The organism is Neobacillus oceani (assembly GCF_046237595.1).
Classification (GTDB): Bacteria; Bacillota; Bacilli; order Bacillales; family Cytobacillaceae; genus Bacillus_D; species Bacillus_D oceani.
Window position 1 is genome coordinate 3,239,226 of record NZ_CP143543.1, and the last position, 19,918, is coordinate 3,259,143.

Sequence of the window (19,918 nt, forward strand, 5' to 3'; positions counted from 1 at the left end):
GCTGCTGGGGCGAGGGTGCATGAAAACAAAATGGCCCATATTGATGATTCATACGGTTTTTATTTTACCAAAATAAAAACACAAGGAGGAGTCTTTCATGGCTCGATACACCGGCCCAAGCTGGAAAATTTCCCGCCGTCTTGGAATTTCCCTGACTGGTACAGGAAAAGAATTAGAAAAGCGTCCATACGCACCAGGACAACATGGTCCTAACCAACGCAAGAAGCTTTCCGAATACGGATTGCAGCTTCAGGAAAAACAAAAGCTTCGTCATATGTACGGAGTGAACGAGCGCCAATTCCGCACTTTGTTTGACAGAGCCGGAAAAATGGCTGGCGTTCACGGCGAAAACTTCATGGCTCTTCTTGAATCACGCCTTGACAACGTTGTTTACCGTTTAGGCCTTGCGCGCACACGCCGCGCTGCCCGCCAGCTGGTAAACCACGGCCACATCCTTGTTGATGGATCCCGCGTTGACATTCCGTCATACCGCGTAGCGCCAGGCCAAACAATCAGCCTTCGCGAAAAGTCCCGCAACCTTGATGTTGTAAAAGAATCTTTGTCTGTGAACAACTTTGTTCCTGACTACTTGACTTTCGATGCTGACAAGCTTGAAGGCACATTCACACGTGTTCCTGAGCGTTCCGAGCTTCCAGCCGAAATCAACGAAACTCTTATCGTCGAATTCTACAGCCGTTAATTGGCCTTTAAAAAACCCCGTTCCTCTCAGGACCGGGGTTTTTTCTTGTCCAAAACAATTTTCCGATACAGATAGCTTAAATAAATATAGACAGCGAGGACGATAATCGCGGGCAAAACCCTCTCAATCCAAACCCCGTCAGCCAGCAGCAATGGCCCCACGCCAAAAAAGGTTACAATGGCAAAAAGGATAAGAAAAATAAGATTCCAAACCCACTTCTTCATTCGCCAACCCTCCCCTTCTTTCCATTATAGGGCCGAAAGAAGGAAAGGTTCCGGTTTTGGCAATACCGTTATTAATATTCTGCTGTTTCCTAAAGGGTTAATTAAAACAGCCGCAGGCATGAGCGTTGCGGCTGTTTCGAACTTAATAGTGAATCAGGAAGTACTTCTTTTTCCCTCTCCTTATAATCGTGAATCGGCCATCGATCCTATCGGTTTCAGCCAGCACATAGGCGGAATCAGTAACTTTTTCACCATTAAGCGAAACCGCCCCGGTTGTGATATCTTCGCGCGCCTGCCGCTTCGATGGCGAAATTTTCGCCGCCACTAGCAGGTCGACAAGGTTCTCTTCACCCGCGAATTTATAGGAAGGGACATCCTTGAAACCTTGCTCGATTTCCGAAGCGTTCAGGTTCCTTACATCGCCGCTGAACAATGCGGCAGAAATCCGTATTGCCTGATCTAGCGACTCCTGCCCGTGAATGAGGCGGGTCATCTCTTCAGCAAGAGTCTTTTGCGCCTTGCGGAGATGCGGCTCTTCCTGGACCGATTTTTCAAGCTCCTCAATTTCTCCGTGTGATAGGAAAGTGAAATATTTCAGATATTTTACGACATCCGCATCCGCTGTATTGATCCAGAACTGGTAAAACTCATAAGGCGTTGTCTTTTCAGGGTCAAGCCAGACCGATCCGCCCTCGGTCTTCCCAAACTTAGTGCCATCCGCCTTCGTCACAAGCGGAATCGTCAGCCCAAATGCTTTCGCGTCCGGAACCATTTTCCGAATCAATTCAAGCCCCGTTGTAATATTGCCCCATTGGTCGCTGCCGCCAATTTGCAGCCTGCAATGATGGTTTTCATACAAGTGCTTAAAGTCCATCCCCTGGAGGATTGTGTAAGTAAATTCCGTAAAGGATATGCCGGATTCCAGCCGGCTCGCGATGGTGTCCTTGGAAAGCAAGTAATTGATGCCGATATGCTTCCCGTAATCCCGCAAGAATGTGATAACATCCAGCGATTTTGTCCATTCGTAGTTATTGACCATGACGGCGCCATTTTCGCCTTCAAAATCGAAAATGGCTTTGAGCTGCTCCGTCAAACACTCAACGTTATGCTGGACCGTTTCGATGCTTTGAAGCGTCCTTTCTGTGTTTGGCTTCGGATCGCCGATTAGGCCTGTTGCCCCGCCGACAAGGACAATCGGGCGATGGCCTGCCTGCTGGAATCTCCTCAGCGTCAAAAATGGCATAAGGTGCCCGATGTGCATGCTATCTCCAGTTGGGTCCATTCCGCAGTACAAGGATATTTGCTCGCTGCCAAGGGTCTCCCTTAGCCCTTCCTCATCTGTCTGCTGGTAAATGATGCCCCTCCACTGCAAATCCTCCAATAAATTCATCATTCTTCCTCCTGTTTTTTCAAAATAAAAACGCCCCTGCATTAAATGCAGGGACGCTAATATCGCGCGGTACCACCCGGCTTGGGGAAAAATTCCCCCACCTCAAGGATAACGGACCATGTCCGTCGCCTGACGCCTAATAGGCATCGGCAAAAGCTCCGGGGTGTAATTCATTTTTCCATGTGGGCTGCCTTTCACCTGCCGGCAGCTCTCTAAGAGCCAGGGATGGAAAAACTACTAAATCCTTTCACAGCCTTTTCATTATAAACGAAAGCTATAGTACTGTTTTTACCATAGCGCCGCCTGTATTGTCAAATGGTCCTTCCAATTTTTCGATTATTCCAAGCATGGCATATTCCTCGTTTGTTTTATGCTATAATGTATGTGATTTTGGAGGGATTCTATGAATGATAATAAGCGGCAATCGTTTAGAAAAGCTAAGTCGATGCTCACAAATAAAACAACTGTTAAACGCGCTAGGATTGCTTACGGCGTCGTCTGGAACCTTTTTCTTCTGTTCCTGATAATCGGCATCGCCGGCGGGGTATTCGCCGCCGGTGCGGGAGCGGGATATTTCGCCTCCCTCGTCAAGGACGAACCGATTCGAAGTTTCGAGAGCATGAAAAAAGACATCTACAATTATACCGAAACGTCGGATGTGTATTTTGCCGATGATGTATACCTCGGAAAACTTCGAAGTGACCTTGATCGGGATATTGTCAAGCTTTCGGATGTCTCAAAGGACCTGGTCAACGCTATTATCGCGACGGAGGACCAATATTTTTACGAGCATGATGGAGTCGTCCCGAAAGCGATTATGAGAGCTGTGCTCCAGGAAGTAACGAATTCCGCTAATCAGACGGGCGGCAGTACGCTAACCCAGCAGCTGATTAAAAACCAGATCTTAACGAACGAAGTCTCATTTGAACGGAAGGCAAAGGAAATCCTGCTTGCCCTCCGGCTCGAACGCTTTTTTGAAAAAGAAGAAATCCTTGAAGCCTACCTGAACATGGCGACCTTTGGGAGGAATGCATCAGGCCGGAACATTGCCGGGGTCCAATCGGCCGCAAAAGGGATTTTCGGCGTCGACGCGAAGGTTCTGAACCTTCCGCAATCCGCCTACATTGCCGGGCTTCCGCAAAGCCCATTCGGCTACACCCCTTTTACAAGGGATAAGCAAATTAAGAAGAACCTTGAGCCCGGGCTGAACCGTATGAAGGTTGTTCTGAAAAGGATGTATAATGGCGGGTTTATTACCGAGCAACAATACAAGGACGCCCTTGCGTATGATGTGACGAAGGATTTCGCGAAACCATCGGCAGACCCGCTGGAAAAATATCCATGGGTAATGGTCGAAGCGGAACAGAGGGCTGTTGACATCCTGGCAAAAATACTCGCCGAAAAAGCGGGCATTTCTAAAAAGGAATTAGCCGAAAATAATGAGCTTTACAATAAGTACTATATGCTTGCCCAACGAGATTTAAAGCAGAACGGCTACAGCATTCATACAACCATTGACAAAAAAATGTACGATGCGATGGAAGCAACGAAAAACAAATACCCGAACTTCGGGCCAGATAAACCGCAGGTGAAGGAAGACCCGGATACTAAGGAAAAGGTAACGGTAATGGAACCAGTGGAAGTTGGCGCCATCCTGATTGAGAACAAAACCGGGAAAATTCTTAGCTTCGTCGGCGGAAGGGATTTCAAGAAACAGGAGTTGAACCACGCGACACGGGCAATCCGCCAAAACGGTTCGACGATGAAGCCCCTGCTTGGCTATGCGCCCGCATTTGAGCTCGGTAAGGCTTCACCGGGAACAATTCTCCCGGATGTGCCTTTACGCCTTGACCCGAGTGAACCGGACAAGGTTTGGCCGAAAAACTACGGAGGCGGGTACAGCGGCCTTGCTACTGCCAGGTACGCACTTGCAAAATCGTATAATGTGCCTGCGGTCAAGCTGTACACAGACATCCTAAAACACCGCCCCGCTCAATATCTTGAAAAAATGGGATTCACTACCCTTCTCAAAGACGATTTTGTAAACCCGTCGACCGTGCTCGGTTCCATGGCGAACGGAGTTACCGTTGAAGAAAATACGAATGCTTTTACCACTTTTGCCAATGGCGGAAAATTCATCGATGCTTACATGATCGAAAAAATAACCGACAAGAATGGAAAAATAGTGTACGAGCATAAAACAAAGCCTGTAACGGTATTCACCCCGCAGACTGCGTATTTGACCGTTGACATTATGCGCGATGTGTTCAAATACGGAACTGCCGCCTCAATCCCTGGAAAACTGAAATTCAAAACTGATTGGGCGGGTAAAACAGGAACAGGTGTCGACTACCATGACTCCTGGATCGTTGGCTCCAACCCGAATGTGACATTCGGAATCTGGACAGGCTATGATACGCCGAAGTCGCTTCAGGCGAAAGGCAACCTAACGTACAGCCAGCGGACGAATTATCTTTGGGCCTCGCTTCTTAATGCCGCTTACGATGTTCAGCCGTCGGTGATCGCGCCAAAGAGCCAATTCAAAATGCCAGGCGGGATAGTGTCAAAAACTTTCTGTGCGATTTCAGGCATGCTCCCATCGGAAACGTGTATAAAAGCAGGGCTTGTGGAAACGGATTTATTTAACATAAAATACGTTCCGACCGAGGTGGATAACAGTTTCGGATCAGGAAAATATGTAAGGATTGGGGACCGCAATTACCTGGCGGACAATTCGACTCCTGGCGATTTTGCAAAATCAGGCCTGATTTTGAATCCTGATTATGCTTCAAGCCTTGCGGGTACAAATTTCAAGGATGCCGCTGCGCTCATACCAAAGCTGCAAAGGTGGTCCAATGTCATTGTTCCCAATGCCAGGCTGCCCGAAAACGGGAAAATTCCCGCATCCGTCTCCCTTACAGCTTCGGACGGCACACTCACCTGGCAGGCAGTTAATGAAAGTGATATTATCGGCTACCGGGTATACTTGGCAGGCGGAATAAAGGCAGCCAGCATCCGCGCGGGAACAGGCCTCTCCTACCCAGCTGCACCAGGCACCTATTATGTAACCGCAGTTGATATTGCCGGAAACGAATCAGCCCCATCCAACTATGTCACCGTTGGCGGGGAATAGGAAAAGCGTAAGCGCACGTTTAGCGCTGTAGCTGGACAAAGAAAAGCGTAAGCGCCCTGCGCTGGAGCTAGGCAAAACCCCTGCATTAAAAAAACCGCACCGGAACTGATCCGGTGCGGTTTTATGTTATTGGAGGTATTAATCTTCCATAGTGGACAAGTCGCCGGTAGGAAGGTCCAGTTCCCATGCCTTCAGGACACGGCGCATGATTTTACCGCTCCGTGTTTTCGGAAGCTTGTCGCGAAAGTCGATTTCCCTTGGTGCCGCATGGGCAGCCAGCCCTTTTTTGACAAACTGCCTGATTTCTTCTTTCAGTTCATCCGTTGGGTCATAACCATCCCTTAAAGCAATAAAGGCCTTGATGATTTCCCCGCGTACAGGGTCCGGTTTTCCAATAACACCCGCTTCCGCAACGGCGGGGTGCTCAACAAGCTTGCTTTCCACCTCGAATGGGCCTACCCTTTCACCGGAAGTCATGATGACATCATCAATCCTGCCTTGGAACCAGAAGTATCCATCCTCATCCATATAAGCAGAGTCACCGCTTACATACCAGCCGTTTGGCATGAAATAGGATTCATACTTTTCAGGATTGTTCCAGATTTTGTTCATCATTGACGGCCACCCTTTTTTGATGGCAAGGTTCCCCATCCGGTATGGTGGAAGAACTTCTCCCCTGTCATCCACAATCGCCGCTTCAATCCCAGGGAAAGGCTTGCCCATCGATCCTGGTTTGATTGGCATACAAGCGTAATTGGAAATCAGCTGCGCCCCTGTTTCCGTCATCCACCAGTTATCGTGGATTCGCTTATTGAATACCTTCATCCCCCATTTGACAACTTCCGGGTTCAGGGGTTCACCGACACTCAGGACATGGCGAAGGCTGCTCAAGTCGTACTTTTTCACAAGCTCATCACCGGCTCCCATCAGCATCCGGAACGCAGTCGGCGCACTGTACCAAACAGTAACACCGAACTCCTCGATCATGCTGTACCATGTATCAGGAGAGAATCTGCCCCCAACGATAAGGTTGGATACTCCCGAGAGCCATGGCCCGAAAATACCGTATGAAGTCCCTGTTACCCAACCAGGGTCGGCGGTGCACCAAAATAGATCTTCCTCTTTCAAATCAAGGACCCATTTGGCTGTTTGGTAATGCTGAATCATCGCATTATGAACGTGCAGGACGCCTTTTGGCTTCCCGGTCGAACCCGATGTGTAATGTAGGATAAGGCCGTCCTGCCTGTCGACCCATTCTATTTTCAGTTTTTTGTCCGCCTCTGCAAACCTCTTTTTAAAATCAATAATATTTCCTGTTTCTTCTACACCGTCACCGACAAGGAATATGTATTTCAAATCTGGCAAATCAGTCGGAACCCTTTCAAGCAATTCAGGCGTCGTGACGATCACCTTTGCTCCGCTATCCTGAAGGCGGTCCCTAACAGCGCCTTCCATGAAGGCTTCAAAAAGCGGCCCGACAATAGCGCCTAGCTTAATAGCGCCAAGTACGGCAAAATAAAGTTCAGGCGAGCGTGGCATGAAGATAAACACTCTGTCTCCCTTTTCGACATCCCCGTAACTTTTAAGCACGTTTGCCGCTTTGTTGGACAAGTCTTTCATTTCCTTGAAGGTGTACTTTTCATTTCGCTTCTGGTCCCTGTAATACAGCGCAACTTTATTCCTGCGGAAGGTTTCGGCATGGCGGTCGATCGCTTCATACGCCAGGTTGACGAGGCCTGTCGTATGCCAGGAAAACTCCTTTTCTACTTCCTTCCAATCAAAGCTGCTATATGTTTCGGGATAGTTTTTTAGATTGTAATCACCCTCGATGACTGGCAATACTTCCATTTTCACGCTTTGTCTCCCCCTTATCTTAAAGTTTATATTATTATAGTATAAACATTGCCTATTCACAATTTTTAAAATATTCTTTGGCGTAACGACTTTACAGAAGATTTGGTGAAATTACCTCATTCCATTAGATTTTATGTATAATAGAAGTAATTATGAAAGCACTTTCAGGTGGTGACCCAGTGGAACATAAAAAAACGTATAACGCGAAGGAGCTAAAAACTCCAAACGGAAATCTCATTATTGAAGGGCCCATTTCGCCGGAAAAACTGGCCGGTTATGAATTCCACGAGCATTTAACGGCTTTCCGCCAGCCCCGGCAGCAGCACAAGGCTTTAATTGAAATTGCTTCACTGCCGGAAGGCCGTATCATTATTGCCCGGCGGCTCCATATGATTGTAGGGTATGTAACCTATTTGTACCCCGATCCCCTTGAACGCTGGTCGGAAGGAAATATGGAAGAACTAATTGAGCTTGGCGCAATCGAAGTCATCCCGGAATTCAGGGGATTTTCCGTTGGGAAAAACCTATTAAGAGTTTCTATGATGGATGATGCGATGGAAGATTATATCACTATAACAACCGAATACTATTGGCACTGGGACTTAAAAGGAACAGGCCTAAACGTTTGGGAATATAGAAAAGTGATGGAAAAAATGATGCACGCCGGCGGCCTAGAATGGTATGCGACCGACGACCCGGAAATCTGCTCGCATCCGGCCAATTGCCTTATGGCCCGCATCGGCAAGCGGGTTTCGAGCGAATCGATCCAGAAGTTTGATCGGCTCCGGTTTATGAACCGATTCATGTATTGAGGGGGATTAAATCATGATTGTCGAAGAAATCATGAAAACGAATGTCGAAACACTAAAGCCTTCGGATACGATTGAAGATGCCGTCCGGCTGATGGAATCGAAAAGGATCCGCCATATACCCATCATCAATGATGGCAGAAAGGTGATTGGGCTTGTTACCGACAGGGATATCAAGGAAGCCACACCGTCCATTTTCCGCAGAGAGGAACACTTGGAAGACCTTCAAAAACCATTGGAAGCAATTATGAAAAAAAACGTCATTACCGGACATCCGCTTGACTTTGTTGAAGAAACGGCCGCATTGTTCTATGAACAAAAAATCAGCTGCCTCCCCGTCGTCCAGGACGGCAGGCTGGTCGGAATCGTAACCGAAACGGATCTTCTCTATACGCTCGTCGAATTGACCGGTGCCCATCAGCCCGGTTCCCAAATTGAAATAAAAGTTCCGAATAGGACCGGCACCCTTTATGAAATCGCTCAAGTCATCCGGAACCGAAAGGCAAACATTCAAAGCATCCTCGTTTATCCCGACAAAAAGGACGATAGCTACAAAATCCTTGTCATCAGGGTACAGACGATGAACCCGGTTGGCCTAATACATGACTTGAAAGCCGAGGGCCATCATGTGCTGTGGCCAAATATACCAGGTATGCCCATATGAATGATTCATGCGCATTCGTTTATTCAGATGAACTGCTGAAATATAATTTCGGCAGCCATCATCCTTTTAACCAGTTCCGGATAAAACTTACCATCGACCTTTTAAAAGAAGCAGGGGCCCTCGATGACTCGGAGATTGCTCCTCCAAGGGAAGCGACGGATGACGAATTATGTCTGATCCACGATCCGTCCTATGTCCAGGCGGTAAAACAAGCGGGAAAAGGGCAGCTTCGCAGTGAAGTTGCCGAAAATTACGGGCTCGGGACCGAAGACACCCCCATTTTCGAAGGGATGCATGTAGCAAGCTCCTTTCTTGTCGGCGGTACCCTCACCGCGGTAGACCTTGTTATGTCGGGAAAATCGATGCATGCCCTCCATCTTGGCGGAGGGTTGCACCATGGCTTTAGGGGAAAAGCTTCGGGATTTTGTATTTACAACGACAGTTCCGTTGCTATTAAATATTTGCAGGAAAAATACAAGGCAAGGGTACTTTACGTTGATACAGACGCGCATCATGGTGATGGTGTCCAATGGTCTTTCTATGATGACCCAGGGGTGTGCACGCTATCGATACATGAAACGGGCAGGTACCTCTTTCCTGGCACCGGGAATATCAACGAGAGGGGACAGGGAAAAGGGTATGGCTACTCGTTTAATATCCCCCTTGATGCGTTCACCGAAGATGAATCCTGGCTAAACGCTTATTCGGCGGCCATCACAGAAGTCGCGGACTTTTTCAAACCGGACGTTATCCTTACACAAAACGGGGCGGACGCCCATTATTATGACCCGCTTACTCATTTATATGGAACGATGAATATTTACCGTGAAATACCAAGGCTTGCCCATGAAGTTGCCCACAAGTATTGCGATGGTCGCTGGATTGCGGTTGGAGGCGGAGGGTACGATATTTGGAGGGTCGTCCCCCGTGCCTGGGCCCTTATTTGGATGGAGATGACAGGTAAAGGGAACAGCAGCGGAAAACTTCCAGAGAAATGGCTGGAACGGTGGCAACCGAAGGCACCGGTTGAACTTCCCGTTACATGGGAGGATCAAGACGGCATGTACAAGCCCATTCCCCGGAAAGCCGAAATCACCGAGAAAAACCAGCTTACTCTCGAAAAGGCACTATATCCCATCCGTTCCAATCCGTCTCCTTTACCTTGACGTATTGGCCACGCCTATTCGGTTATCTAGGCTTTTTAACACGGATTTTCACATCTGTTATCTCACATTTGAATATTGCTAAAGGCCCGGATCAATTTATGCCCGGGCCTTTCTATTGAATCATTAATTTGTTGATTTCCTATAGTCAATTCTATGGGGAAGCACAACGGTATGTTCTTCTACCGTTTCCTTGTTCATATACTTTGTCAGCAGCCTCATGGCAACCGCGCCAATATCGTACAATGGCTGTACAATCGTCGTCAATTGCGGCCGAACCATCATCGAGAGCCTTGTATTATCCGAAGTAATGACTTCATAGTCCTCCGGGACGGAGTATCCCATATCCAGTCCCCCATGGACAACGCCAAGAGCCATTTCGTCCGAACCGACCAGGATGGCGGTAGGGCGTTTCTCCGCGCCCATCAGCTTTTGAATTGACTCGATTCCCGAATCGTATGTATAATCGCCCTCAACGACATATTCCTCATTGAAGATGAGGCCAGCCTCTTCAAGCGCACGCTTGTATCCCCTTAGCTTCTTCACGCTGTTTTTCGGTTCATGAAGCGGGCCGATTACAAAAGCAATTTCCTTATGGCCCCTATCAACAAAATCCTTTACACTATCAAATACAGCTTGTTCATAATCAATGTTGACGGATGGGATTTCCTCTGACTGTTCAATTGAACCTGCTAGGACAATCGGAACAGGAGACTTTTTAAACTCTTCAACATGTTCTGGGGTGATGTTCCCACTCATGAAAACAAGGCCGTCCACTTGCTTGCCGAGCATGGTGTTTAAAAGGTGCAGTTCCTTATCCTTGTTTTGATCGGAGTTGCTCAGGATAATGTTGTATTTATACATTGTGGCAATATCCTCAATTCCGCGGGCAAGCTCGGCAAAGAAAATGTTCGAGATGTCAGGGATAATAACCCCCACGGTGGTTGTCCTCTTACTGGCTAGGCCTCTTGCGACCGCGTTCGGGCGATATCCGAGCCTGTCGATTACTTCCATTACCTTTTTTCTTGTTGCGGGCTTAACATTTGGGTTGCCATTCACAACCCTTGAAACCGTCGCCATTGAAACGTTCGCTTCCCTGGCAACATCATAAATAGTGATATTCATTTTTCATTACACTCCTTAAAGCAAGCCATATAGTTTATTTTACATCAAAATGAACGTTGCTAATCATTCTGTTTGTGAGGAAATATACATATTAATTGATTTTAATAATACGACAAGTGGCAAATTGCTGCAATCCGAAAGGCATGCCTTATAAAATATTAATGCCCTTTTCTGCAATAGTAAAAACAAATGCCTTCTGCCAATGGACAGAAGGCAATGTTTATATTACGAACGGACTAGATTTGATGCCAGAATTTCGTTCAGGAAATTGTCGAACTGGTCAAGATTCATTTGCTGTGCTGAATCAGACAACGCGACGGCCGGGTCTGGATGGACTTCCGCCATTACACCGTCAGCTCCGATTGCAAGAGCCGCCTTGGCCGCAGGGAGGAGGAGATCCCTTCTGCCTGTCGAGTGAGTGACATCAACCATAACAGGGAGATGTGTTTCCTGCTTAAGGATAGGAACAGCTGTGATATCAAGTGTATTCCTTGTCGCTTTTTCATATGTCCTGATACCGCGTTCACAAAGGATGATGTTTCCATTGCCTTGGGACATGATGTATTCGGCTGCGTTGATGAACTCTTCAATTGTTGCCGCGATTCCGCGCTTAAGCAGGATTGGCTTGGTGGCAGCGCCTGCAGCCTTAAGCAATTCAAAGTTCTGCATATTCCGCGCGCCAATCTGGATAACATCCAAATACTCCTCAGCCATTTCAATGTCGGAAGGATTAACAATTTCACTAATGACTGCCATATTGTATTCCCTGGCGACCCTTTTCAATATTTTAAGGCCTTCAACCCCAAGCCCTTGGAAATCATACGGGGAAGTCCTCGGTTTGAAAGCCCCGCCGCGGAGAAGCCTCAAGCCTTTTTTCTGCATATGGGCGGCTACCTGGGCCACTTGTTCATACGATTCAACTGCGCAAGGCCCAAATACAAAGTGCGGTGAGCCATCGCCAATCTTTTCACCATTGATTTCAATAATCGTATTTTCCGGATGCTTTTTCCTCGAGACGAGTAATGCCTTGCGGTGATCATCCTCTTGCAATTCAAGGCTTGCCTTAAAAATTTGCTTAAAAATATGTTCAATCGTCGAATTTTCGAAAGGGCCGTCATTTTTTTGTTTGATGACGTCAAGCATTTTCCGTTCGCGAACCGGATCAAAGCGGTAAACTCCCTGGTTTTCCTTTACCCGTCCGATTTCCTGCGCCAGCCTACCCCGCTCATTGATGATTTCCAAAAGATCCATATTCAGTTCATCAATGCGTGCTCTTAACTTATCCAATTCGTTCATGCTGATTCCATCCTTTCCGTGCCTGGCTCCACAACCGGGCATCTGACAATCTAATGTTGTTATTTATTTAATAAATGGCCGGCTAAAAGCCCTGCCGTAGTACAAACTTTTGTAATAGGATTTATTATACTTCATTGTTTTCGCTTTGTCACCTTAATTTCTTTATTAATTAAACGCTTTTAAGCGCTAAAGTTTAATTGATTATTCCAAATTCTCGTTAGACAAAAATGAAAGATACAAAAAAAGGCATCATGGATGCCTTTTTATGCATTTGCATTTGCCGCTTCAGCGAGGGAACGCTTTGTAATCTTCCAATGGGAAGCATTCCAAACAGGCTTTCCCTCCTGAAAAAGAATAACCTGCGGCGATTCATGCTTGATGCCATACGTTTCTGCAATATAATTTGAAAGCGGCCGTGATTCCTGGATAATCAGCATCCAGGCCGGCATGTCGTCCTGTCCTGCAAAATCCCCGTATTCCTCAAATGCCGCGTGTGAAATCGGGCAAGTGCTGCTATGCTTCAATACCATAACCTTTGGTTCTTTTTGTAAAATTTCCTCAAGCTGTTCAATCGATTCAAGCGTGTTAATCATTGGCCTGTTTCCCTCACTTTATCCTTTTTTTACTATCCAAACGATAGAAACGGTGAAGCAATCGTATCACTTCACCGCCTCTTCGGGCAAATAATTGGTTTGTAAAATCAGCTGTACTTTGTTTCCTCTTCATCCAACGCTTCTTTAACCTCTTCCAGCTTCTCCATTACTTCCGCATCATCGGAAAGGGTCAGTTCCTCGAATGGTTTATTGGACGTTTCCAAAGGAATGTACTCCGTTTCATTTCCTTCCTGTCCCGCTTCCTGCTGGCCATCCCCATTGCCTTTAACCTTGTCCATCAGGTTTGCCGACTGCTGGCTGACTGCCTGCGTCAAAGCAGATGTTTTTTCCTTGGTCATGCTCGTAATTTCATTTGTCTTTTCCATTACCGAGTCCCTCATCTGGGCCGTTCTTTCTTTAAATGCCACAGCCTGGCCAGAAACTGTTTCACGCAGTTCTCGCCCGGATTTCGGGGCCAGGAATAATGCGGCGGCCGCACCGATAAGCCCGCCAATTACTGCGCCTGTAAGAAAATCCTTTGAGGTAACATTTTTGTCTTCATAATCCCGGTATTCATTCTCTCTTCCTGCCATTGAAACTGCCTCCTTATTAGTAATTCCCCCGTTGTGATTGGGGTTTTCTTGGTTCGCTTTTTAACGCTGAAGCGGCTGCTGCCTGTTTTCTGGCATTCCATTTGTCCTTCAATTCAAGCAAGACATTGCTCCATTGGACAATTTGGGAGATTTTTTCCTTGTTTTGATCAATTTGCCTGTCCACTGATCCGACAATTGTCTGAACGGATTGATTGAATTTATTGACGGATATTCCGACACCTTTAACAGCGTCGACAACAGTGTTCAAGCTCTCGGATTTCCTGTGTATATCATCCGCAAGAGCATTGGTTTTATGCAAAAGCACTGCTGTTTCCTTCGTTACTCCGTCAAGCTGGCTCTCAAGGCCTACAAGAGTCTTAGAGACACTCTCCAAGGTGCCCTGCAGCGATTTTAGTGTCTTTGCCAAATAAATGACAAGGACCAAAAATGCAATGGCGATTAGCGCCACACTTAAGTAAAGGATGATTTCCATAAACACTGCACCTCCGTTAATCTTCACTTACTTTTACCCATACGCCATTCCAATAAACAAGGGTATTAATATTATTTCCATAAAACTATTTTTTTTCCTTCCCCTTTTTAAAATGTTATTTGAATGATGCTAATTGGTCAACTTTGCCGCATCTTTCGGTTAGACTAATTAATGAAGTGTATTTTGTAAATATTGGAGGCTGAAACATGAAAGATCCACGGATTGAAAAACTGGCCAGAAATCTCATCAATTACTCTGTCCAGCTTCAAAAGGGTGAGAAAGTGCTGATTGAAAATTTTGGGCTGCAGCGTGAGCTTGTAATCGCCCTTGTCAAGGAAGCGTATGCGGCGGGAGGTTACCCGTTCGTATCGCTGAAGGACCACCAGGTAGACCGTGCTCTCCTTATGGACGCTCAAAAGGAGAATTTTTCAATGATGGCTGATTTCGAAGCGGCAGTCATGAAGGAAATGGACGCTTACATAGGGCTCAGGTCAGGAGATAACATTAGTGAACATGCGGATGTCCCGGATGAAAAAATGAAAATCCATGGAAGCACAATCGGGAAAAAAGTCCACAGGGATATCAGGGTACCAAAAACAAAATGGGTTGTACTCCGCTACCCCACTTCATCAATGGCCCAGCTCGCAAAAATGAGCACCGAAGCATTTGAAGACTTTTACTTTAATGTCTGCAATTTGGATTACAGCAAAATGGCTAAAGCGATGGACAGCCTCGTGGAATTGATGGACAGGACGGATAAGGTGCGTATTACCGGGCCTGGGACGGATTTGACCTTCTCAATCAAGGACATACCCGCTATCAAATGCGCCGGCAACATGAATATTCCGGATGGCGAGGTTTATACCGCTCCTGTTCGTGATTCTGTAAATGGAACAATTACGTACAATACACCTTCGCCATACCAGGGATTCACCTTTGAAAACGTCAAACTTACGTTTAAGGACGGAAAAATCGTCAAAGCCGAGTCCAATGACACTGAGCGCATTAACAAAATTTTTGATACGGACGAAGGAGCCCGCTATGTAGGGGAATTCGCGATAGGAGTTAACCCGTATATCCAAACGCCGATGCAGGATATTCTGTTCGATGAAAAAATTGACGGTAGCTTCCATTTTACGCCCGGCCAATGTTACGATGACGCGTATAACGGAAACCATTCCAACATCCACTGGGATATGGTCAACATCCAGAGACCTGAATACGGCGGCGGTGAAATGTATTTCGATGATGTGTTAATCAGGAAGGATGGCCGATTCGTCCATCCCGAGCTTGAAAAGCTGAATCCCGAGAATCTGAAGTAACGGAGTTTTCGGAACTCATCTTGCACCTATTTCCGTGTCTCGGTCCCGATTCTGGGGTTTTCGGGACTCATGAGCTCCTAACACCGAATCTGGGTCCCGATTCTAGGCTTTTCGGGACTCATGATGCTCCTATTACCAAGGCTGTGTCCCGATTCTCTGCTTTTCGGGACTCATAATGCTCCTAACACTGAATCTGTGTCCCGATTCGGGGCTTTTCAGGACTCACTACGCTCCTAAGTCTCGGTCCCGATTCCGGGGTTTCTTGGGAATCTCTCGTTAGTATAATCCAACCTGGGTGGACTAGGGTACTTAATATTAGAAAAGGATGCAGGCACGCCTGCATCCTCTTTTTTGCATATTCTATTATTAAAATTCGGCTTCTAGGCCGTATAGGCTTTTTCATAGGCTTCCTGGAACTTCTGGATATCCCCGGCTCCCATGAAAATGATGACACTGCCTTCATGCTCCCGGAGAATATTCGTGCTTTCCTCTGACAGGATTTCCGCGCCGCCAATCTTTTCCTCGAGATCTTTAATTGAAAGTTTACCCTGTTTTTCCCTTGCAGACCCGAATATGTCACAAAGGTACACTTTATCCGCTTTGCTAAGGCTGTCAGCGAACTCCTGGAGGAACGTCTGGGTCCTAGTGAAGGTGTGGGGCTGGAATACAGCTACAATTTCTCTTTCCGGATATTTCTGCCTTGCAGCATCAAGCGTCGCCCTAATTTCCGTTGGATGGTGGGCATAATCGTCAATGACGGTCTGGCTGCCCAACTGCTTTTCGGAAAACCTTCTTTTTACGCCTTCAAATGTTTTCAACTGCTCTTTTACCAAATTCACGTCAATTCCTTCATAATGGCAAAGTGCGATGACGGACAAGGAATTCAGTATATTATGGTCCCCATACGCTGGTATGGAGAACGTATCAAAAAATGTGTTGCGGACAAAAACGTCAAAGGTTGTCCCCTCGGGACTTTTGATGACATTCCGTGCCTGGAAGTCGTTATCTTCGCCAAATCCATAGAATAAAACTGGCACTTGGGCCTGGATTTTTTGAAGCTGTTCGTCATCCCCGCATGCAATAATTCCTCTTTTAACTTGCAGGGCCATCTCCTGGAATGCCGAAAAAACATCCTCTATATTAGCAAAATAATCGGGATGGTCAAAGTCTATGTTTGTCATGATCGCATAGTCAGGGAAATAAGACAGGAAATGCCGCCTGTACTCACAGGCTTCAAACACGAAATAATGGGCATCGAGCTCTCCCTTGCCTGTCCCGTCCCCAATCAGGTAGGAAGTAGGCTTTGCCCCTTTCATTACATGGGCAAGCAGCCCGGTTGTCGATGTCTTTCCATGAGCCCCGGTTATACCGACACTCACAAATTTTTGCATGAATTCACCGAGGAAACGGTGGTACCTGACCACCTCAAGTCCAAGCCTCATTGCTTCCTGTATTTCCTCGTGTGTGTCAGGGAACGCGTTCCCCGCGATGACAACCATTCCGGGCTGGATATTTTCTTTTTGAAACGGAAGGATCTTTATTCCAGATTGCTCAAGAGCCTGTTGGGTAAAAAACCGCTTTTCCACATCGGAGCCTTGCACCTCATACTGCATATCGTGAAGAATTTGTGCAAGTGCACTCATTCCGGACCCCTTGATACCTACTAAATGGTAAATAGTCATATAAAGAACCTCCAACAAACGTCTTTCTGTACAACAGTATATGACACGCAATGGCATTTGCTAATTGGAAAGATGTGCCACACTTTTCGCCAGGTTTAATATTATTGAATTATAGCATGTTTGTAGCCCAAACACTAAATTCCATTATTTTCAGTATTCTCCCTTATACCCGCGCCATACATCTCAATAATGGACAGGGCTTGCTTCTTGAATTGATTCCAAATCGGCCTCGGTAATGAGGACGTCCCGGGGCTTGCTCCCTCGGGCTCCCGAAATGAATCCGGCTTCCTCCATCATATCAATCAGCCTTGCCGCGCGGTTATAGCCTACCTTGAAGCGCCTTTGAAGGCTTGATGTCGAGGCTCCGCCTTGTTCGACGACAAACTCGCACGCTTCATAGAAAAGTTCGTCTTCCTCCTCGGTAACCTGTGCTTTTTTAAGCAATTCGTCCTGTTCAAACAAATACTCCGGGCTCCTTTGTTTCCTTGCGAAGGAAACTACCTTGTCAATTTCGGAGTCGGAAACGAATGTCCCTTGGAGCCTGACCGGTTTTGAAGAACCATTTTCCAAAAACAGCATATCCCCTCGCCCAAGAAGCCGCTCGGCACCGCCGATATCGATAATGGTACGAGAATCGATTTGCGAAGAGACCGAGAATGCAATCCGGGTCGGAACATTCGCCTTGATTAAGCCGGTAATAACATCGACCGATGGGCGCTGGGTCGCAATAATCAGATGGATTCCGCACGCCCTTGCCTTCTGGGCTATCCGGCAAATCGCCTCCTCGACATCCGCGGGAGACATCATCATCAAATCGGCAAGCTCATCGATAATGATGACGATAAACGGCAGTTTTTCCGAATACCGCTTCGTTTCCAACGCAAGTTCGTTGAAACGGTTAATATCACGGACACCGGCATGCGCAAATAGTTCGTAACGCCTCTCCATCTCTTCGACCGCCCACTTCAGGGATGCGGTAGCAGCTTTGACGTCCGTGATGACCGGACTGACCAAATGTGGAATCCGGTTATATGGCGCGAGTTCAACCATTTTTGGATCGATGAGCAAAAGCTTCAGATCATCCGGGCTAGCCTTGTAAAGTAAGCTAACAAGAATAGAGTTGATGCAAACACTCTTGCCTGATCCCGTCGCGCCGGCGATAAGGCCATGAGGCATCTTCTTTAAGTCTGTGACAATCGGGTTGCCGGAAATATCAAGGCCAAGAACAGCGGTCAGCGGAGAAGGGTTCTCCCTGAACACGCGGCTTTCGATAATTTCACTAATTAGGACAGGGCGGGACGTTGGATTGGGAACCTCAATTCCAATCGTGTGCTTCCCTGGGATTGGGGCTTCAATCCGTATATCCCTTGCTGCCAGGCTCAATTTAATATCGTCCGCGAGATTTGTTACCTTGTTCACCTTTACCCCAGGTTCTGGATGAACTTCAAAACGCGTGACGGACGGGCCCTGGGTCACATTGACAACCTTCGCGCCGACGTTGAAATTGAACAACGTTTCGTCAAGCATTTTTCTCCTCGCTTCAAGCCACCCCGGATCGCCTTCAACCTTTACTGGGGGGGTAAGGAGGTCCATGCCAGGAAAATTGTATTCGAGGCCGGGACCGGAATCGCCGTTTTTTTGTCCAGAATCAGTATGCTTCTTATCTGAAAGGGAAATGGAATGGACCTCCTGGTTTTTCTCCCGCCTGCTTTCCTCGAGCTTTCTTTTATCCTGCTTAAGCATTAAGACGTTAAACGGCAAATGGGAGCGCCCCGCCGTTCGATTTTTTTCAATCGCAGGTTTTGTATCAGGTGACGCCGTTTGGGTGGCGCTTAGAACAGCCGCTGGCTCGGAATCCCCTTCTACCTTTTCCCCAGCTGATGGTTTGAAAATCACATCAGTTTTATCCCCATCTGCTGGTCCGGAAATCATTTCTGCTTTAATTTCAGCAGGAGCGGAAATCATTTCTTCACCAGCCTCGGCTACCGGTGCAGGAAGATCTCTACTATTGGTAGTCGGATTTGATAAGTCTTCAACGTTGTCCGCAGGAATGGCTTGGATTGGCTCATTCTGAATCACGCGCTTGTTTTCGCTATTCAATTCAACCTGCTCTTCCTTTAGCAATATATGAAGGACTTCTTTTTCCATTAAATGCTGTTCATTTGAGGACAAGGGACCCTGTTCATTTTTATCAAAGGAAGGTATGCGATCATCCTGAAGTTGAGCCTGTTCATTTTTTGGAAAGGCATATTGTTCATCTTCCTCCGGTATTTTCGGCTCACCTACGATAGGCTCCGAAATTTCTTTAGCAGTTGACGGTTCACTGGGTATGTATGCGTCATTTTCTTCCCAAGTACGTTGCAGAACTTCTGCCCCCTGTGGAAGCACCCGTTCGCTTTCCCCGTCCATGGGCTGGGCCGCGTCGGACACAATTTCCTTTTTGTTAAGGGTATTATCCAAACTATCTTCTTCGATCGCCAGGAAACCGCTCAGTTCGTATTCCACTTCTTCTTTCTTGGCGGGTTTTGAATAGCCATAAATAGGAGAAGGAACTTCGGTAGGTGTAAATGGCCTCACCTTTTTTTGTGGCATTTCCCGCTTTTTTACCGGCTGTTCCGTCCGTTGGTTAACCTTTGTATTCCTTGCCTTTTCCTGGAGAGGGGGTTTCCTTTCCACTGGCCTTTTATCATCCGGAATTAGTGGAAACCGAAAGTTGCCCTTCGGATAATCATAGATGATTTTTGGTTCAAGTTCTTTATTTATACGATTTTGCACCGGTGCTTGAGCCTGGACTTCCACCTCTTCCACGGGAGGCTCACCGGGATTGTTCAACAGCCTTCTATATAAGTTTTTAATAAATCTCAAATCCATCACTCT

16 protein-coding genes and 1 other annotated feature are annotated in these 19,918 nt (G+C 46.9%); of the genes, 6 read left to right on the forward strand and 10 right to left on the reverse strand.

What is annotated here, in order from left to right:
- Window positions 1–97 precede the first annotated feature (97 nt).
- Window positions 98–700, forward strand: coding sequence for a 30S ribosomal protein S4 (gene rpsD, locus V1499_RS16355; RefSeq protein WP_409270932.1), 603 nt, complete (start codon window positions 98–100; stop codon window positions 698–700).
- Window positions 701–726: 26 nt separating this feature from the next.
- Here rpsD and V1499_RS16360 read toward each other — a convergent pair whose 3' ends face one another.
- Complete coding sequence (locus V1499_RS16360; protein ID WP_409270933.1) at window positions 727–924, reverse strand: DUF6954 family protein; 198 nt, start codon at window positions 922–924, stop codon at window positions 727–729.
- A gap of 142 nt (window positions 925–1,066) precedes the next feature.
- A complete protein-coding gene (gene tyrS, locus V1499_RS16365; RefSeq protein WP_409276321.1) occupies window positions 1,067–2,314 on the reverse strand; it encodes a tyrosine--tRNA ligase in 1,248 nt (415 codons plus the stop codon).
- Between the two features lie 46 nt (window positions 2,315–2,360).
- Window positions 2,361–2,574 (reverse strand) — a binding site (T-box leader).
- Between the two features lie 143 nt (window positions 2,575–2,717).
- On the opposite strand from tyrS, the gene V1499_RS16370 reads away from it, so the two are divergent.
- The gene (locus tag V1499_RS16370; RefSeq protein WP_409270934.1) at window positions 2,718–5,447 is read left to right on the forward strand and encodes a transglycosylase domain-containing protein; all 2,730 of its coding nucleotides are present in this window, start codon (window positions 2,718–2,720) and stop codon (window positions 5,445–5,447) included.
- A 138-nt stretch (window positions 5,448–5,585) separates the two neighbouring features.
- Here V1499_RS16370 and acsA read toward each other — a convergent pair whose 3' ends face one another.
- Window positions 5,586–7,301, reverse strand: a complete 1,716-nt coding sequence (gene acsA, locus V1499_RS16375; RefSeq protein WP_409270935.1) for an acetate--CoA ligase — start codon at window positions 7,299–7,301, stop codon at window positions 5,586–5,588.
- A 179-nt stretch (window positions 7,302–7,480) separates the two neighbouring features.
- Here acsA and V1499_RS16380 point away from each other — a divergent pair, with 179 nt between their 5' ends.
- From V1499_RS16380 to V1499_RS16390, 3 genes are read left to right on the forward strand one after another with little or no spacing between them, the layout of a single operon-like run.
- Window positions 7,481–8,113, forward strand: coding sequence for an N-acetyltransferase (locus V1499_RS16380; protein ID WP_409270936.1), 633 nt, complete (start codon window positions 7,481–7,483; stop codon window positions 8,111–8,113).
- A 13-nt stretch (window positions 8,114–8,126) separates the two neighbouring features.
- Window positions 8,127–8,774, forward strand: a complete 648-nt coding sequence (locus V1499_RS16385) for an acetoin utilization AcuB family protein (RefSeq protein WP_409270937.1) — start codon at window positions 8,127–8,129, stop codon at window positions 8,772–8,774.
- Window positions 8,771–9,940 carry an acetoin utilization protein AcuC gene (locus V1499_RS16390; protein ID WP_409270939.1) on the forward strand — a complete coding sequence of 390 codons (1,170 nt, stop codon included), beginning with the start codon at window positions 8,771–8,773 and terminating at the stop codon, window positions 9,938–9,940. The genes V1499_RS16385 and V1499_RS16390 overlap by 4 nt, the downstream gene beginning before the upstream one ends.
- Window positions 9,941–10,063: 123 nt before the next feature.
- Here V1499_RS16390 and ccpA read toward each other — a convergent pair whose 3' ends face one another.
- The 5 genes from ccpA to V1499_RS16415 form a co-directional block, all read right to left on the reverse strand.
- Window positions 10,064–11,062 carry a catabolite control protein A gene (gene ccpA, locus V1499_RS16395; protein WP_409270940.1) on the reverse strand — a complete coding sequence of 333 codons (999 nt, stop codon included), beginning with the start codon at window positions 11,060–11,062 and terminating at the stop codon, window positions 10,064–10,066.
- Between the two features lie 225 nt (window positions 11,063–11,287).
- Window positions 11,288–12,364 (reverse strand): bifunctional 3-deoxy-7-phosphoheptulonate synthase/chorismate mutase, encoded by a 1,077-nt coding sequence (locus V1499_RS16400; RefSeq protein WP_409276322.1) that lies wholly within the window; start codon window positions 12,362–12,364, stop codon window positions 11,288–11,290.
- A gap of 257 nt (window positions 12,365–12,621) precedes the next feature.
- Window positions 12,622–12,951: a bacillithiol system redox-active protein YtxJ gene (ytxJ, locus tag V1499_RS16405; RefSeq protein ID WP_409270941.1), complete on the reverse strand. Its 330-nt coding sequence runs from the start codon at window positions 12,949–12,951 to the stop codon at window positions 12,622–12,624.
- A gap of 107 nt (window positions 12,952–13,058) precedes the next feature.
- Window positions 13,059–13,544: a YtxH domain-containing protein gene (locus V1499_RS16410; protein ID WP_409270942.1), complete on the reverse strand. Its 486-nt coding sequence runs from the start codon at window positions 13,542–13,544 to the stop codon at window positions 13,059–13,061.
- A 16-nt stretch (window positions 13,545–13,560) separates the two neighbouring features.
- Entirely contained in the window at window positions 13,561–14,037 is a 477-nt protein-coding gene (locus V1499_RS16415; RefSeq protein ID WP_409270943.1) for a DUF948 domain-containing protein, read from the reverse strand.
- 206 nt (window positions 14,038–14,243) lie between these two features.
- On the opposite strand from V1499_RS16415, the gene V1499_RS16420 reads away from it, so the two are divergent.
- The gene (locus V1499_RS16420) at window positions 14,244–15,359 is read left to right on the forward strand and encodes an aminopeptidase (RefSeq protein ID WP_409270945.1); all 1,116 of its coding nucleotides are present in this window, start codon (window positions 14,244–14,246) and stop codon (window positions 15,357–15,359) included.
- A gap of 380 nt (window positions 15,360–15,739) precedes the next feature.
- Here the strand turns inward: V1499_RS16420 and murC are convergent, their stop codons facing one another.
- Together murC and V1499_RS16430 are read right to left on the reverse strand one after the other, a co-directional pair.
- A complete protein-coding gene (murC, locus tag V1499_RS16425) occupies window positions 15,740–17,041 on the reverse strand; it encodes a UDP-N-acetylmuramate--L-alanine ligase (protein ID WP_409270946.1) in 1,302 nt (433 codons plus the stop codon).
- Between the two features lie 183 nt (window positions 17,042–17,224).
- On the reverse strand, window positions 17,225–19,912 hold the full coding sequence (locus V1499_RS16430) for a DNA translocase FtsK (protein ID WP_409270947.1): 2,688 nt from the start codon (window positions 19,910–19,912) through the stop codon (window positions 17,225–17,227).
- Between the last annotated feature and the right edge of the window lie 6 nt (window positions 19,913–19,918).

Excerpts from the sequence above, each read along its gene's own strand:
- rpsD (WP_409270932.1), top strand. The coding sequence starts at position 98 with ATGGCTCGATACACCGGCCCAAGCTGGAAAATTTCCCGCCGTCTTGGA.
- V1499_RS16360 (WP_409270933.1), bottom strand. The coding sequence starts at position 924 with ATGAAGAAGTGGGTTTGGAATCTTATTTTTCTTATCCTTTTTGCCATT.
- tyrS (WP_409276321.1), bottom strand. The coding sequence starts at position 2,314 with ATGAATTTATTGGAGGATTTGCAGTGGAGGGGCATCATTTACCAGCAG.
- V1499_RS16370 (WP_409270934.1), top strand. The coding sequence starts at position 2,718 with ATGAATGATAATAAGCGGCAATCGTTTAGAAAAGCTAAGTCGATGCTC.
- V1499_RS16385 (WP_409270937.1), top strand. The coding sequence starts at position 8,127 with ATGATTGTCGAAGAAATCATGAAAACGAATGTCGAAACACTAAAGCCT.
- V1499_RS16390 (WP_409270939.1), top strand. The coding sequence starts at position 8,771 with ATGAATGATTCATGCGCATTCGTTTATTCAGATGAACTGCTGAAATAT.
- ccpA (WP_409270940.1), bottom strand. The coding sequence starts at position 11,062 with ATGAATATCACTATTTATGATGTTGCCAGGGAAGCGAACGTTTCAATG.
- ytxJ (WP_409270941.1), bottom strand. The coding sequence starts at position 12,951 with ATGATTAACACGCTTGAATCGATTGAACAGCTTGAGGAAATTTTACAA.
- V1499_RS16410 (WP_409270942.1), bottom strand. The coding sequence starts at position 13,544 with ATGGCAGGAAGAGAGAATGAATACCGGGATTATGAAGACAAAAATGTT.
- V1499_RS16415 (WP_409270943.1), bottom strand. The coding sequence starts at position 14,037 with ATGGAAATCATCCTTTACTTAAGTGTGGCGCTAATCGCCATTGCATTT.
- V1499_RS16420 (WP_409270945.1), top strand. The coding sequence starts at position 14,244 with ATGAAAGATCCACGGATTGAAAAACTGGCCAGAAATCTCATCAATTAC.
- murC (WP_409270946.1), bottom strand. The coding sequence starts at position 17,041 with ATGACTATTTACCATTTAGTAGGTATCAAGGGGTCCGGAATGAGTGCA.
- V1499_RS16430 (WP_409270947.1), bottom strand. The coding sequence starts at position 19,912 with ATGGATTTGAGATTTATTAAAAACTTATATAGAAGGCTGTTGAACAAT.